The sequence below is a fragment of the Bremerella sp. TYQ1 genome (assembly GCF_020150455.1).
Taxonomy (GTDB): Bacteria; Planctomycetota; Planctomycetia; order Pirellulales; family Pirellulaceae; genus Bremerella; species Bremerella volcania_A.
The window spans coordinates 4,365,485-4,379,021 of record NZ_CP083740.1; the positions used below are offsets into that span (position 1 = coordinate 4,365,485).

The window sequence follows — 13,537 nt, forward strand, 5'->3', positions numbered from 1 at the left end:
GCGGAACTTTGACTCGTTACCGTGGTTCAATGTTGTAGGGAACGAGGGATGCTCGTTCTCCGCGGTACAAGTCTTGTCTGAAAAAGGGAATATCCATGGATCATCGCTCGAAGTTTGGTCGCGGTCGTCGAGCATTTATGGGGCTGATGGGAACGGCGTTTTTTACCACGCCGGGGCTGTTCGCCGAGGAACTGTTAAATCCAACTCCGTTTCTCACTGAAGGGCCGTTCTACCCCGATAAATTGCCCCTGGATCAAGATAACGACCTGATCATCATCAAAGACAGCACGACGCCAGCGGTCGGTCAGATTACCCATTTGACGGGTCGTATCCTCGACAATAGTGGCAGTCCGATGAAAGACGCCACCATCGAGATCTGGCAGTGCGATGCTAACGCGGTTTATTTGCACACCCGAGACAGCAGCAAAAAACAAGATCAACAAGATCGAAACTTTCAAGGCTTCGGTCGGTTTACCACCGGGAGCAAAGGAGAATACCGCTTCCGCACGATCAAGCCGGTCCCTTACCCTGGTCGCCCTGCCCCGCACATTCACATCAAAGTGAAGCATGGGGAAAAGGAACTACTGACAACTCAGTTGATGATTCGGGGTTTTGAAGGCAACAAGCGTGACGGAGTTTTCTCCCATGTTCGTGACCCGAAACAGCGTGAGCTGCTGGTCACCGACTTCAAGCCAATTCCTGACTCGAAGATGAACGAGTTCGCGGCATCGTTCGATATTGTCCTCGGTGCGACTCCTGACGAACGCGATATGCGTCGGCCTGGACCGCCACCGGGAGGACGCGGCCCTGGCGGACGACCTCCGGGACCACCGTCGCGAAATTCGTAAAGCGACAACTCACTGCGCGGGTACGTTACCAAACTTTACCCACAAACCTTTTCTCCCCATTTACTGTAAAGAGTGAACAGAATTATGAAGAATGTTTGGAAAACATCCCTGGTTATGCTTTCGCTGATGTTTGTCGGCGTAGCGATGACTTCAGCGAATGCCCAAGATCGCGAACGTGGCCCGCGCGGACCTCGTGACGGGGAACGACGCGAAGGCGATCGTGGTCCTCGCGAGTTCAATCCAGAGCAAATGATCGAGCGTTTGATGAACGCGATGGATAAAGACGACGACGGCAAGATCACCAAAGAAGAAGCCGGCGAAGGTCGCGGTGCGGCAATGATCGAACGTGCCGATGCCGACAAAGATGGCGTTGTCACCAAGGAAGAATTGACGAAAGCTTTCAGCCGTCGTGGCGGGGATCGCCCTGGTCCACAGCGAGACGGCGAACGTGGCAATCGAGGCCCACGCGATGGTGATCGTCCGGAAATGCGTCGTGGTGAAGGCGACCGACCAGGCCCTCCACGCGATGGCGAACGTGGCCCCCGCGGTCCTCGTGATGGGGAACGTCGCGAAGGTGACCGTGGTCCGCGTGATGGCGATCGCCCTGGTCCACGTCCTGAAGGTCGTCCTGAATTTGGTGCCATGATGGGCCCTGGTATGATGCCAGGCTTCGTGATGGAACGTCTTGAACTCTCAGAAGAGCAACGCCGCGAAGTTCGCGCTTTGCAAGAAGAGATGCAGAAGAAGTTCATGTCGATTCTGACCGAAGAACAACGCGAAACGATGAAAGAAATGCGAGAACGACGCCCCGGTGGCGATCGTCCTGAAGGCCGACCACAGTTCCGCGGTCCTCGTGACGGAGATCGCCCAGAAGGTCCTCGCGGCCCTCGCGGTGGAGAACGTGGTCCACGTGGCGGCGATCGTGAACGTGGCGAAAAAGACAATGACGATGCGTAAACTCCTGTGACTGCGAATCGTGGTGCCGAACTAAAGATCGATTCGCAGGACACTGTTCCGGAGACCGGCCGTTTGATTTCAGACGGCCGGTTTTTTTTGCGCTAGCACCCTATCTTCGCCACGTTAAATCCCTATTTGCTGGAATGCGCACGTGGTTTACCATAGAGAACTTGAGTAGATGGACCTACGCGAGAGAAGTGCTTGTGAATTCGGAATATACGACGATTCGTTCCCTGATCGTGCTCCTGTTTCTGATTGGGCTGCCGGTTCTGGCGATCATGCCGGACGGCGTTCAAGGGGCACTCAAAGGATTCTGGCCAGAAGAGCAAGCGGTCGCTGATACCCCATCGCTTCCCGTGATTGCCCCCCGGGGTGATTTGGGGAACTTCCCGGTCGTTCCCCCTGCTACAACAGAAATGACCGAGCCATCGGCGATGGCTCCTGTCACTCGCGTCGCCGACTTCCAACAGCCGACCATGGCTCGCGAGCCAGAATTCCAACTCGCTCAGTATGAAGTTCCATCGGAAGTCGTCCAACAGCCAGGTTCTCAGCCTGCGTTCTCAGCTCCTGCAGAAGATCGAATTCGTGACCTGCCGATGCCAAGCGATCGTTTAACGGCACCGACAAGCGGAGAACTGGGGCTTGTCACCAGCGGAACGCAAAGCCTGCAAGCCGAGCTTGATCGTCTCGGAGCGAACTATTACCGGCTCGAATCGTGGGGGAACTCGCCTAGGGTTTATCGCTTTCACTGCACGGTGGCTATCAAAATAGGTCAGTCCGAGTACTCGCAGCGTTTCGAGGCCACGGCCGAAAGCCCCGAAGTGGCCATGCAGAAAGTCCACACCGAAGTCCAGACCTGGCACGAACGCTTTTCGAGTCTATCTCTCTCGAACGAATCTCACTGAGACGTTCCTCATCGACGTTCACGACCGTACTTCATGGGTTGCTTGATACGGCGTGACTATTTCAAATCGATCGCCAGTTTGTTTTCGCCATCTGCGCTGATGGTTTCTCGGATCTGCGAGTCCCCGTTGTACTTGGCAGGAATGTACGACTCGGTGATCGCTTCGCCATACTGATCTTTCTTGTCGAGTGTACGAACGGCACTGATCCGTAGCACTTTCTCGCCTGCGGTTACTTCGGCCGAAAGAACGCCGTTTTCAATCCCACCCATCGCGGATGGGCCTTCGCCGTCAACAGGATCGAAGACGACCGACCCTGACTCAATCGGTTCTCCCGCGTAGGTAACTGTGCCTGTAACAGGATACTTACGTGGACCGTCGGACGCATTGCAGCCAAGCGTGGCCATGATGGTGAAGCAGACCAACAAACCAAAAATCAACGAACGCATGACAAAGAATCCCCTTGAATCGCCTGAAACAAAAAAGCAAGCCGGCCCAAGACAAGCCGGCTTGCCAAAGTGAAGAAACGGCAACGTTATGGAAGTTCCACCACTTCCCCGCCGTTCCGCGAACCAATGGCTTGAAACACGGTTTGATTGACTGTTTCAGGAATGAATCGAATCGAACCGTCCGCTAGTGCAATGTGTCCGCCGACGGGGTGATAGCTGCGAATATGCGTTTCCATGTTCGAGCTCGTACATTCTCGGCACGGAGCGGTGGGTGTTCCGTTGCAATACTGCAGGCGGTCGCCGACATCGGTGTTGGGTGCACGGAGCGTGGTGAAGTAAATGTTGCCGTGGTAGGGGTTGTGATATCGACCACGTAAGTCGTGTGTTCCTCCACAAACAACGTTGCCTGTACCCGAAGCGGATGCGTGATCGACTTGAAGTCGAATTTCGCCAAGCATGGCCGTGTTGGAAGTCCCGTCGGTAACATCCGCGAAGCTCGTGTTGTTCCGCGGATAGAACATCCCATCGCTCACATGAGCTCCACTACCGGTATGGCTTGATCCGTTGCATACCAAGTACGTTCCGTGGAACCCTTGCTGATCGACTTTGTCCCCCAGTGGTTCCGAAGGGCAGACAAACGCATCGAAGACCACGTTTCGAAGATTTGTCGGCCAGCCGCCGGGAAACTCGTTGTTCTCCACGCGCGGCATGATCTGATCGTAGTACGCGGTTTGCTCGATAAACGGCATGATCAAGTGAAAGAATGAAACACGTCGATTCGACGAATGCCCAGGATCGGCGGCGTTGATGTTGCAGTTCGTCGCCATGGGGAACTTCTGAAACGTGTCGTGATAGTTATGGAACGAAAGAGCCAACTGCTTCATGTTGTTGGTGCATGACATCCGTCGAGCGGCTTCTCGCGCTTGTTGAACGGCCGGCAAAAGCAGAGCGATCAGCACGCCAATAATTGCGATGACCACTAAGAGTTCCACCAGCGTAAATCCTCGCTCGCGGATCTTGGGGACCGAGATTGTTCGGTTCATAGACATAATGATATTCCGATAAGAATAGATATAAGAAGAGTGTATACCTATGCGGACACGACGGTGCCGCACGAAACGCCTGCGAAGAGGTTGAAATTGGGCGAAAGACCCGATGATGAGCTTGTTAAGTCACAGTGTGCGCTTATTTGCGAATCGGGTCAATAAAAATTATCAAAAATTGCTTTGCAGACTTGTTAGGTTAGATATCGCACAAAATTTGCCTGATAAAAGCCTATGAGTCTATAGGAGTTGACCGATGACACCCAAGATAACCGAAATGCATAATGGGCCGCGCCCAAATTGCGAATTTTGAATCGTCGGTTTTGGATCGCCAAAGTCCGATGGGTAACTCGACTGCCAAGAAACAAAAACACGCCTGCGTATATCGCAGGCGTGTCAATGACGTTATATCAGAGATATATCAAACTCTAACGAGTAAATGTCGCTTTCACGCGTTCGGAAACCAGCATGTAGGGGATCCAGATCAACGCGGATACGGCGCTTCGGGTCAATTCTTTGATAGTGTCTTCGTCGAAGATGGGTTCGTCCGGCAGAACCAACTTCACGACATTCGCGTCGACCACGATAAACGCAAGCACAAACAGAGTCAGGCCAATGTACACGGCCGGAAATGCCTTCTTCTTACCGAAGTAGAGATACATCAAGTACAAGCACGCTACGAACTGCAAGCCGTTAACGACAATCTCGCCAATCAAAATCGGAGCCCAGTAAGGGCTGTAGAATTCGCTGCCAGGCGTTGTCAGACTGGCCCACGTATCGCTGAGGAAAATCCCGGGATACGTCATCAGCATCAAGATGGCCAAACGAATGGGCGAAAGAACGACACCAATCCCAACTAAGATCAGCCAACCCCCGAGACCGTCTAGATCTTTCCGTTCGGTTTTGTCTGACTGGTAACTGTCAACATTTTGTTCTGCTGGCGATTTGTAAGGATCCATGGAGCTTGCCTACGGTGTATTCCTGTTGGTAAGAGAAGAGCAAAGTCGGGTCGCATTGTACCCCTCGGCAAGGCCATCTCGAAGCGGTATTTGCCAAATTGCTCAAAAGTGGCTCACTACCAACGCCTGTGAGCGAATCGAATCGTTAGAGGTCGACCTGAATCGTCTGCGAACCTACATCGCGGACGCATTTCCGTTAGCAGAGCCAAAAGCTATTTCGGCTTGCGAGGAATGTCGAAGTCGTGCTGCGAAGATTCTTCCGGCACATCGATTTCATCGCTGTAGACAGGGAACAACATGTTTCCCTTGGGATGAAAATCGTTCTTGGCGGAGGACTGCCCGTCGAAGCCTTCGACACGAACTGTGTGCGGTCCTGGGACGACCCCTTTCGCGCTACCGACGTTGGTGTCGTAGTGGCCGTCGAAGATATCGGCATAGCCGCCGGGGCCGCTATTGCCGGCTTCTGTATCGGGGGCGAAGAAGATTTTCCCGGCCGGCAACGGCTTGCCATCGTAGATAACGTCGCCGGAAACCTGATACCGTTTCGGACCATCATCTGCAGAACTGCAGCCAATCGTAGCGAGCAAGACAACGCTTGTCGCTACGATTGGCCACAGCAGCCCCTGCCTAAAGTGAACTTGCGTAGTGGGGTGGCTCACGGGGTGGTACCTCCGATCGGACCGCCATCGCTGCGGCGTCCCATCGAACGATAAACGGCCAGGTCCATGTTCTCGCTGAAGAACCGCGTCGAGGCATCTCCCAGCGTAAACATACAACCGCCAGGATGACGACTCCCATAGGTCGACGTCATCTCGGAAAGTTGATGCGACGTCGAAATAGGCTCTGCACTGTTAATTGGATTCGCCGCCGCGCAAAGAGTGATCGGGGTCGCATAAACCGAATTGACCAACTGCCCAGAAGCCCAGCTTGTCTCGCGATTTGCAATCCCGGGATGCGAGCCGAGCAGGAAGTGATACATCGATTCACCCACCATGAACGTGTTCGTCGTCCCATCGGTCACGTCACGAAAACCAGTGGTCGAATTGTTGTAGAACATCCCGTTGGTGAAGAAGTATCGCGTTGGGCTACTCGTTCCCGCACAGGCCACATGCAGGTCTGCATCGACGATGGCCGGATCACCGCCACCCTGACAGGCCAGGTAATTCAGCGTTGGGGCATCACCACCAGAGTTTGGATCGGATGGGCACTTGTACGCTTCCAGTGGTTCAAACTGAAATGCTTTATTCGGCGAGCTACAACTGGAACTGAATGGCGAGAAGATTCGAGTGAAATTGAAGTTGTCGTGCAGATTGTTCTCTTCGATGAAAGGAAGAATCAAAACCGTCCAAGGGGCGAACGTTTGATTGCATTCCCCTCCTCCTCCGCCTAACGGAGTCGTGCCATTCACACAGGTAACATGCCCACTGATTGCCCCGGCGGGAAACTGACGATGGGTGTCGTGATAGTTGTGGATAGCCAATCCGATCTGTTTCATCTTGTTCGAGCAGCTCATTCGTCGAGCAGCTTCTCGTGCTTGCTGCACGGCCGGAAGGAGCAGCGCGATCAGCACACCAATGATGGCGATCACCACAAGTAATTCGACAAGTGTAAAGCCTTTCGCACGGGATTGTCGCGGTACCGCAACCAACCTCTTAGAGAACATGGCGGATACTCCTAGTCGCCTCGGTCAATTGGGACCGGCAGGAATGCCAAGGGGATGATTGGCCCAAACAAGGCGACAGTGAAAAAGAATAGAAATATGGAAAAGTTCTTTTGTCAGTGTCGGCGTTTAGACAATTCGGGTCAACAGAAATCCCTGGAAAAGGTATCTTTCTCGTCAGAGATGAACACTAATGGGGAATTAAGCGTTATTGTAAAGGGTTTACGTGTAGATAATTGGCTATTCTGCTGGCATCGGTCCATCTTCACGGTCAAGACCTTAGAGCCCCTTGTCTGCTCTTGTATCAGGCCAATCATGGTCTCAAGTCACGAATCATCAACCAACAGTGATGATTCAAACGGGCGGATCGACCACTTTTTTGAGTAACGCGTCTCAATCGGGCTGAGCGCATCCGGATTTCGATAGCCAGCGGCTTGTAGGTAGGTGATCATCACAAGCGAACCTGCTTACTGATTTATCTCTGTTGGAGCCCCACTCATGCCGCTGCACTCGCGCCGTGATTTCCTGAAGACATCCGCTTTGGCCGCCTCGGCGATTGGCCTGGGAAGTTCGCTTCCGCGAACAAGTCATGCGGCCGATCTTTGGCCGATTCCAGATGTCGATGTCAAAGTGACCCGGGCAATGAAGATTGAAGTGCAGTACAACCGACCGCGGTTCGTCGCAGGGAACTCTCAGTATCGCGTCGCAGGGGATGTCCGGCGGGAACCGATCCTGGTTGTCTTTGGCGACAACGGCAAGATCGGCGTCGGTGCGTGCAACTGGGGAGCCGGTCAACAGGACGTTGAGTATGCCGTTGGTAAGACGGTCTCGCAGTTGCTTCGAGATCATGGGGCCGTCAATGGTAAGATCTGCACGTCATCGTTCTGGGACTTAGCCGGAAAGACGCTCGACAAGCCGGTCTACGAGCTACTCGGTGGTACGCTGATCGAAGAAGGCGTACCTGTCTACGATGGTTCTATCTATCACGAAGAGCTTCTACCTCGCGACCGCGGCACGCCTTATCGCCATCCGAAAGCCGCCTATGCCGATCGAGCTGGCTGGCAAGACGCCATCAAAGAAGCGATGGACAATACGCTACGACTGGGCCATACGTTCGCGAAAGTGAAGATCGGTCGCGGCGCACTGCATCTCAGTCGGCTGGCAGGCAACTATCAGGACGTCGCGGTCTTGGAATTAATCCGAGAACACGCGGGTGCCGACTTTGGCATTGGTGTCGATGCGAACAACGGTTATCGCATGGAAGATGTCGTCTGGTTGCTGCAAGAACATGGCGACTTAGACTTGGCGTTCATCGAAGAAATGATTCCAGACAACGTCGACAACTACCGCAAGATCCAAAACGTCATCCAAGAGCGAAAGTTGAACACACTCGTCGCCGACGGCGAAGGTTGGCGTAATTCCTACGATCCTCTCGCAGCAGAGATTATCGAGTCTGGCACGGTCGATATTCTGCAAGGCGACATGCGAGCATTCCACTTCGAGGGGATTCGCCGCGAGTCGAACATGGCGTTGGAAGCAGGCCACGGAAGCCGCATTGCTCCTCACAATTGGGGCAACGAGTTTGGTTTCCTGATGCAGATTCACGTTGCATGTGCGATTCCAAATTTCTATCGCGCCGAGCAAGATCCCGGGAAACTGGCTGGCGAATTGCTCGTGAACCAAAGCACCTACGACATCGCCGAGGGACGTTGCCGCAATTTCTCGGCCCCAGGTCTCGGAATTGAATTGAACCCAAAGACGCTCGATTCGGCGAATGTCATCCACGAAGCCAGCGTTTAGCGTCGCTGGGTCGTATTGCCGTCACGAGACGCGTTCGGCGCGGTGGCCATGGCTGGATTCGATGACGACAATGGCGAAGGGTTCGGCGGGATGATCGCTATGCCGACCTTCAGCGGTGCAAGATGCGGCGCCTTTTGATGCACGATCTCGATCGGCTGCTGAACCCTGGCATCTGGGAATCGTTCGAGCCATGCGTCGACGTCGTCTTGTTGCATGTCAGGAGCCTCCCACACGATGACCCCACCCTGCCGGTGGATCGCTTCTTCATCAATCCAAGGAGCGAAACGGGCGTTGCATTCAGGGTAAACATCGATCGGGCGATCGGCATAAATCGAAGCATTTCCAGCGGGCCACCAGGCTCCGGCAATCGTCGGTGGCTGGCCATCGGCAACACTTTCCCAGCGTCGTTGAACTTCCGCGGCCAACGCATCGCCGGGGTAGTCGACGCGAAGGTGTCTTTCCCGCATTGCGGTGCCAAACGTGTTGCGCACGCCAACCGCCGTCGCGAAAACAATGCTTAGCACTGCACATGTCATCGCGATGCGTCCACATATCACCGCATCTTCGCGACGACGCTCGAAGCACATCACCAACAGTGCCGGCAGGAAGATCCAGATCGGAGCGCCGAGCATGCTGCGAATCATTCCGCCGGTCAACAGCGAAGCGGTCACCGCAATGGCGAGCGGCCCCAGCACAACGGTTGCCAGGTAATCGCGCGTCAAACGATCTTCATCGCTCAGATCGGTTCGCCATTTCCAAAAGCTACCTAGCAGCGCCATCGAGCCTAGTAAGATTCCAGCGATCGCCCCGAGTTGTTCCCCTAGAAACTTGGCCGGCATCAACAAGTGGTTCCACGCGTTTGGCTCGGTTTGGGTTCGATCCTGAATGTACTTCAGCGTGATGAAATCATTTTCGACCATCCACCACGCATGCGGCGCGAACAGTACCAGTGCGACGCCGATCAAGACATAAGGACCAGGCGTTTTCCACAACTTACGAACTTGTGGATGAATCGCCGCGAAGGCGACCAGGCTGAGCACAAGCATTCCATGGTCGTACTTCGATAACATCCCCAGCGCGACAAACAGTCCTGCCGCGGCCCAATAAGCGGTTCGTCCCCGCGTAATAGCCCAGTACAAAAACAGCACCGTCAGCGCGGTCATCCCGCGGCGGACCATATTGTTGTTCAGTTCAATCGTCGTGAAGTTATAGAACGCGCACGCTTCCAGCAGTGCTGCCGAAGCCAACGCGATCCATGGTTTGTTGCGGTCGCGAACGATTTCCCACACGGCCCATAAGCAAGCCAGAATGCAGCACTGCGCAACGAGATAAGTTGACCAGGCAGGGTCGCTGAACCATTGACTTGTTCCCGCGGCCAACCATGCCGGCAGCGGCGGATGTTTGTAGTATCCCCACTGCCACTGGTTGCCCCAATAGATCATCTCGATCGTATCGAGTGGAGCATTCGCAGCAGTCAGAATGGGCATTAATGACCAAACGATGACATGCGTCAGCGCAAACAGCCAGAACCATCGGGTCCATACCGAATGCGAAGCGTCTATGTCCATCCGTGGAGTCTTATCCGTGATTAGTGGAGTGCTGTCCAAATTCGGACGAAAAGGTACCACGTGCATGCTGCCAGGGAAAGATTGATCGCGAACCATCGGCCGATTCGTTACGTTAAGTGGGAAAGTTCACCGCCAAATGGTTGGGTGGTGCTAGCACTTCTTCCTGCGACGTCATGGTCAAAACAATGCGGCGACTGTTTCGATTCCGACTGATAACGCTGTTTAGCGTGGTCGCCGTGGCGTCGATCTTGCCGGCGATGCATCTCAACCGTGTCTATCGGGCCCAGCATCAAGTGAATGTCACGCGAGAACTGATCGACGAGGGATGCTTCGGGCTGATGTGGGAATGGCAATATGCGGACAACTTTGCGCCGGTCCAACAGCGACCGTATTCCCCCTGGATAGAAAATCGACTCGGTAGGGATTATCTGTACAGCGTGGCGACGTTCGATTTGGATGGCCACGACGATCCGCAGCGTGTCCTGCAAATGGCGAACTCGCTTCAACAAACGCGCCGAATTCGATTGCTGGATTGCCCTGTCGATTCAACATGTTGCCAATCGCTGCAGTCGTTTCCAAACCTGCAATGGCTCGGATTGCTGCTGAGTCCTGTCGACGATGCTGGGATGCGCGAGATCGCCAAGATTCAAAGCCTCGCGATTCTCGATATCCGTAACACGCAGATCACCGACGCCGCAATCGATGACATTTGTTCGCTACCGAACCTGGCTTGGCTGGTTGTTGAAGGCTCGCAGATCAGCGACGAAGGGGTTCAAGAGCTGAAAGAACGTCTTCCCAACTGCGTGGTGTTGAACCAAAGTGGCTTTGCGGAATGGCCAACGATACCGACGAGTGCGAACGATTAAGCGAGGTATTAGACGTCCGGCTTTTTCAGTCGTTCGGCCAGCATCGCGATCGCTTCGTTCGCTTCCCCCTGCATCAGCTTGACGCCGGCGCTCAAAAGCATGGAAGCCACCGTTGTCGGAATGATCAATAGGAAGAACGTCAACACTAACAGGACGGTCTTCAGGAGATCAGGAGCCAGCTTGATCTCTTGTACGTTTTGATTGGCTGCCTCGGCGGCGACTTTTTCGGCGGCCATATCGGTAATCTGCTCGATCAGCGGGGCCGGTTCTTTGCTGTAGATCAACTCGATCGCGATATTCGCCACGTAAATGCCCAGCGCCACGCCAAGGATCACCAACAGCGATCCGGCCAACAGTTTGAAGATCGTGACTGCACTCAAACCATCGGACGAACGGACCGCTTCGTGTCGAAAGGGATCGTTGCTCATCGCTTGCTCCGCTTAGGTGTCCGCTTGCACGTACTGCGCGGCACCTGACTTTCCATTGCCGCTGTTCAAGTTGAACATCACGTTCGATCCGCGCGGAATGATGCTGACTTCCGCTTTCGAGTTCAGCAGCTTCTCGGTTTCCATCACCTCAAGCACCGACTCCAGGATTTCGGGGTCGCCTTTGCTGATCTCGTTAAGCATTTTACCCACGATGTCAGGTCGCATCGCTCCGGCCTCGGCCATTTTCTGCGAGACTTCTTTAGCCGTTTCGCTTTTGATCAAACCAACGCGGTTCTCACCATCCTGCTTCATCGCACTGGTGACCTGAATCAGACGCTTGACGACTTTATCGGTAATGTTGTGCACCATTTGCATGTCGGTGAAGAACACCTTACGGATGTAAACCGAGCCCAGCCGATAGCCCCACTTTTCCGAAAGAGGCGACACCGTCGCGCGAACCGTACGGCTCAGACTGTGACGGTCTTCCAGCATCTTGTCCATTTCCAAGTTGCTCAGTGTGCTGATCGCGCTGGAAGCGACGTTGGCTTGCAGCGAGCCTTCCGGGTTCGTGTTGATGAACAAGTAAGCGACAGGATCGTTGACTTCCATCTCGTACCAAAGGCCGACACCCATTGGGGTCCCTTCTTCCGAGTTCACCATCTGACCGCGAAGGTAATGCTGACGCAACGCCGTGCTGACGACGTGCCGTTTGCCAAAGAATGGAACCAATAGTGCGCCCAGCCCGAACTTCGAGATCGGCAAGTGTAAACCAGGCTCGTCGATCGTGCCGATCACTTTCCCGAAGAGCGTGTAGACGTGGGCTTCGCATTCGTTGACGACGACATACAAGCCAAACATCGTGGCCAGTTTTAAAAGAATCGGTATGGTAACCAGACCGACGAAGATGCCGAAGAAGAACATGGGTTTATCTCTTGAATGAGTTCGTTTTAAGTTTTCAGTGTTCCGCTTTCAGTTGCGGAGAAGGATGAGTTCGCGGAGCGGCGAATCTGTTCCTCTCTCTCGCTGAAAACGTCCGCTTACTTTTCTTCTCGCGTTTGCACCACACTGACGGCTCGGGACAGCAAGGGCACTTTCAGATCTCGAATGTAAGCCTGAAGTGCGGTCGAGCCTCCTTCTTGTTTGATTTGGCTGAGTGTCCGAGCCAGTTCGCGAAGTGGCGCGACTTCGGCTTGAGCATTATTCGAGGCGATGTCGACCGCTCGCTTGCTCATCGTGATTTGCTGCTCGGCGTCGGCCTGGGCTGTGCTTAGATCGGCAGCCACCTGGTTTCGCGTACTGTTAATGGCCGACAAAGCCCGGTCGACTTCCGGCGGGGGATCGATGCTGGTAATCAGAGCCGCGTCGAGTTCCACTCCGTAACGTCCCGGCGTGCAGCGGCATTGCTCTTCCATGTAAGAGTTCAGCAGCGGTAAGTTCTTTCGCAGGTCGTTAATCGAAACACCTTCCGACAAGTCGACGCTCGAAGGGTTATCGTCGTCATCGACCCCTGGCTTGGCGAGCAAGCTGGCCCCTTTGGGATCGCTGAACGTAGCGATTCGTTCACGCAGTACACTCACGAAATAACCCATGATGTGTTCCAGCGGGCTCTCGACACCAAATAGAAACGCGTACAAGTTGTTCTCGCACACGCGGTATCGGATCTGGCCGTTCACGCCGGTCGTCAGATTATCTTTCGTGACCGCTTCGATGGTTTCTTGCTTCTTCGTCGGGTCCCACACCAAGTCAACGCTTCGTGTGGCGACACTAATCTTGTGCACTTTTTGCCACGGCATTTTGAAGTAAGGACCGCCGGGGCCAACGACGCGAACCTTGGGATAGGTGTAGCGTTTCTTTTCGTCTTCGCTCAAGTTCGGATCGTCCAGCGGCTGAACGAAGTCTTCGCTCAATCGCTCGGCACGGCCAAACGTGGTGATCACTGCACGCTGATCAGGCGGAATGATATAGAACGCAGTCAAAATGACGCGGAAAAAGACATAAATCATGAGCCCGAACGCGAGCCCCATGAAGAACATAGTCAACCAGCCCATGCAGTTTCC

At 54.2% G+C, this 13,537-nt stretch carries 14 protein-coding genes; 5 read left to right on the forward strand and 9 right to left on the reverse strand.

Features of this window, described 5'->3' with window-relative positions; all coding sequences use genetic code 11:
• Positions 1–137 precede the first annotated feature (137 nt).
• The 3 genes from LA756_RS17500 to LA756_RS17510 all read left to right on the forward strand — a co-directional run bounded on the left by LA756_RS17500 (position 138) and on the right by LA756_RS17510 (position 2,710).
• Positions 138–848, forward strand: a complete 711-nt coding sequence (locus LA756_RS17500; RefSeq protein WP_224440402.1) for a protocatechuate 3,4-dioxygenase — start codon at positions 138–140, stop codon at positions 846–848.
• An 84-nt stretch (positions 849–932) separates the two neighbouring features.
• On the forward strand, positions 933–1,805 hold the full coding sequence (locus LA756_RS17505; RefSeq protein ID WP_224436014.1) for an EF-hand domain-containing protein: 873 nt from the start codon (positions 933–935) through the stop codon (positions 1,803–1,805).
• 203 nt (positions 1,806–2,008) lie between these two features.
• The gene (locus LA756_RS17510; RefSeq protein ID WP_224436015.1) at positions 2,009–2,710 is read left to right on the forward strand and encodes a hypothetical protein; all 702 of its coding nucleotides are present in this window, start codon (positions 2,009–2,011) and stop codon (positions 2,708–2,710) included.
• Between the two features lie 56 nt (positions 2,711–2,766).
• On the opposite strand, the gene LA756_RS17515 is transcribed toward LA756_RS17510, so the two are convergent.
• The 5 genes from LA756_RS17515 to LA756_RS17535 form a co-directional block, all read right to left on the reverse strand.
• Positions 2,767–3,156 carry a hypothetical protein gene (locus LA756_RS17515; RefSeq protein WP_224436016.1) on the reverse strand — a complete coding sequence of 130 codons (390 nt, stop codon included), beginning with the start codon at positions 3,154–3,156 and terminating at the stop codon, positions 2,767–2,769.
• Between the two features lie 86 nt (positions 3,157–3,242).
• Entirely contained in the window at positions 3,243–4,205 is a 963-nt protein-coding gene (locus LA756_RS17520; protein ID WP_224436017.1) for a DUF1559 domain-containing protein, read from the reverse strand.
• A 422-nt stretch (positions 4,206–4,627) separates the two neighbouring features.
• Complete coding sequence (locus tag LA756_RS17525; protein WP_224436018.1) at positions 4,628–5,158, reverse strand: DUF2569 domain-containing protein; 531 nt, start codon at positions 5,156–5,158, stop codon at positions 4,628–4,630.
• A 212-nt stretch (positions 5,159–5,370) separates the two neighbouring features.
• On the reverse strand, positions 5,371–5,817 hold the full coding sequence (locus LA756_RS17530) for a hypothetical protein (RefSeq protein ID WP_224436019.1): 447 nt from the start codon (positions 5,815–5,817) through the stop codon (positions 5,371–5,373).
• A complete protein-coding gene (locus tag LA756_RS17535) occupies positions 5,814–6,821 on the reverse strand; it encodes a DUF1559 domain-containing protein (RefSeq protein WP_224436020.1) in 1,008 nt (335 codons plus the stop codon). The genes LA756_RS17530 and LA756_RS17535 overlap by 4 nt, the downstream gene beginning before the upstream one ends.
• A gap of 495 nt (positions 6,822–7,316) precedes the next feature.
• Between LA756_RS17535 and LA756_RS17540 the strand changes: the two genes are divergently transcribed.
• On the forward strand, positions 7,317–8,618 hold the full coding sequence (locus LA756_RS17540; RefSeq protein ID WP_224436021.1) for an enolase C-terminal domain-like protein: 1,302 nt from the start codon (positions 7,317–7,319) through the stop codon (positions 8,616–8,618).
• On the opposite strand, the gene LA756_RS17545 is transcribed toward LA756_RS17540, so the two are convergent.
• Positions 8,615–10,186: a glycosyltransferase family 39 protein gene (locus LA756_RS17545; protein ID WP_224436022.1), complete on the reverse strand. Its 1,572-nt coding sequence runs from the start codon at positions 10,184–10,186 to the stop codon at positions 8,615–8,617. The genes LA756_RS17540 and LA756_RS17545 overlap by 4 nt on opposite strands.
• Positions 10,187–10,371: 185 nt before the next feature.
• Here LA756_RS17545 and LA756_RS17550 point away from each other — a divergent pair, with 185 nt between their 5' ends.
• Positions 10,372–11,052, forward strand: a complete 681-nt coding sequence (locus LA756_RS17550; protein WP_224436023.1) for a hypothetical protein — start codon at positions 10,372–10,374, stop codon at positions 11,050–11,052.
• An 8-nt stretch (positions 11,053–11,060) separates the two neighbouring features.
• Here LA756_RS17550 and LA756_RS17555 read toward each other — a convergent pair whose 3' ends face one another.
• The 3 genes from LA756_RS17555 to LA756_RS17565 form a co-directional block, all read right to left on the reverse strand.
• Positions 11,061–11,480, reverse strand: coding sequence for a hypothetical protein (locus LA756_RS17555; protein WP_224436024.1), 420 nt, complete (start codon positions 11,478–11,480; stop codon positions 11,061–11,063).
• 12 nt (positions 11,481–11,492) lie between these two features.
• Positions 11,493–12,401, reverse strand: a complete 909-nt coding sequence (locus tag LA756_RS17560; RefSeq protein WP_224436025.1) for an SPFH domain-containing protein — start codon at positions 12,399–12,401, stop codon at positions 11,493–11,495.
• A gap of 116 nt (positions 12,402–12,517) precedes the next feature.
• Entirely contained in the window at positions 12,518–13,528 is a 1,011-nt protein-coding gene (locus LA756_RS17565) for an SPFH domain-containing protein (protein WP_224436026.1), read from the reverse strand.
• Positions 13,529–13,537: the final 9 nt, after the last annotated feature.

Coding starts and splice junctions, on each gene's coding strand:
- LA756_RS17500 (WP_224440402.1), top strand. CDS start 138: ATGGGGCTGATGGGAACGGCGTTTTTTACCACGCCGGGGCTGTTCGCC.
- LA756_RS17505 (WP_224436014.1), top strand. CDS start 933: ATGAAGAATGTTTGGAAAACATCCCTGGTTATGCTTTCGCTGATGTTT.
- LA756_RS17515 (WP_224436016.1), bottom strand. CDS start 3,156: ATGCGTTCGTTGATTTTTGGTTTGTTGGTCTGCTTCACCATCATGGCC.
- LA756_RS17520 (WP_224436017.1), bottom strand. CDS start 4,205: ATGTCTATGAACCGAACAATCTCGGTCCCCAAGATCCGCGAGCGAGGA.
- LA756_RS17525 (WP_224436018.1), bottom strand. CDS start 5,158: ATGGATCCTTACAAATCGCCAGCAGAACAAAATGTTGACAGTTACCAG.
- LA756_RS17535 (WP_224436020.1), bottom strand. CDS start 6,821: ATGTTCTCTAAGAGGTTGGTTGCGGTACCGCGACAATCCCGTGCGAAA.
- LA756_RS17540 (WP_224436021.1), top strand. CDS start 7,317: ATGCCGCTGCACTCGCGCCGTGATTTCCTGAAGACATCCGCTTTGGCC.
- LA756_RS17545 (WP_224436022.1), bottom strand. CDS start 10,186: ATGGACATAGACGCTTCGCATTCGGTATGGACCCGATGGTTCTGGCTG.
- LA756_RS17550 (WP_224436023.1), top strand. CDS start 10,372: ATGCGGCGACTGTTTCGATTCCGACTGATAACGCTGTTTAGCGTGGTC.
- LA756_RS17555 (WP_224436024.1), bottom strand. CDS start 11,480: ATGAGCAACGATCCCTTTCGACACGAAGCGGTCCGTTCGTCCGATGGT.
- LA756_RS17560 (WP_224436025.1), bottom strand. CDS start 12,401: ATGTTCTTCTTCGGCATCTTCGTCGGTCTGGTTACCATACCGATTCTT.
- LA756_RS17565 (WP_224436026.1), bottom strand. CDS start 13,528: ATGGGCTGGTTGACTATGTTCTTCATGGGGCTCGCGTTCGGGCTCATG.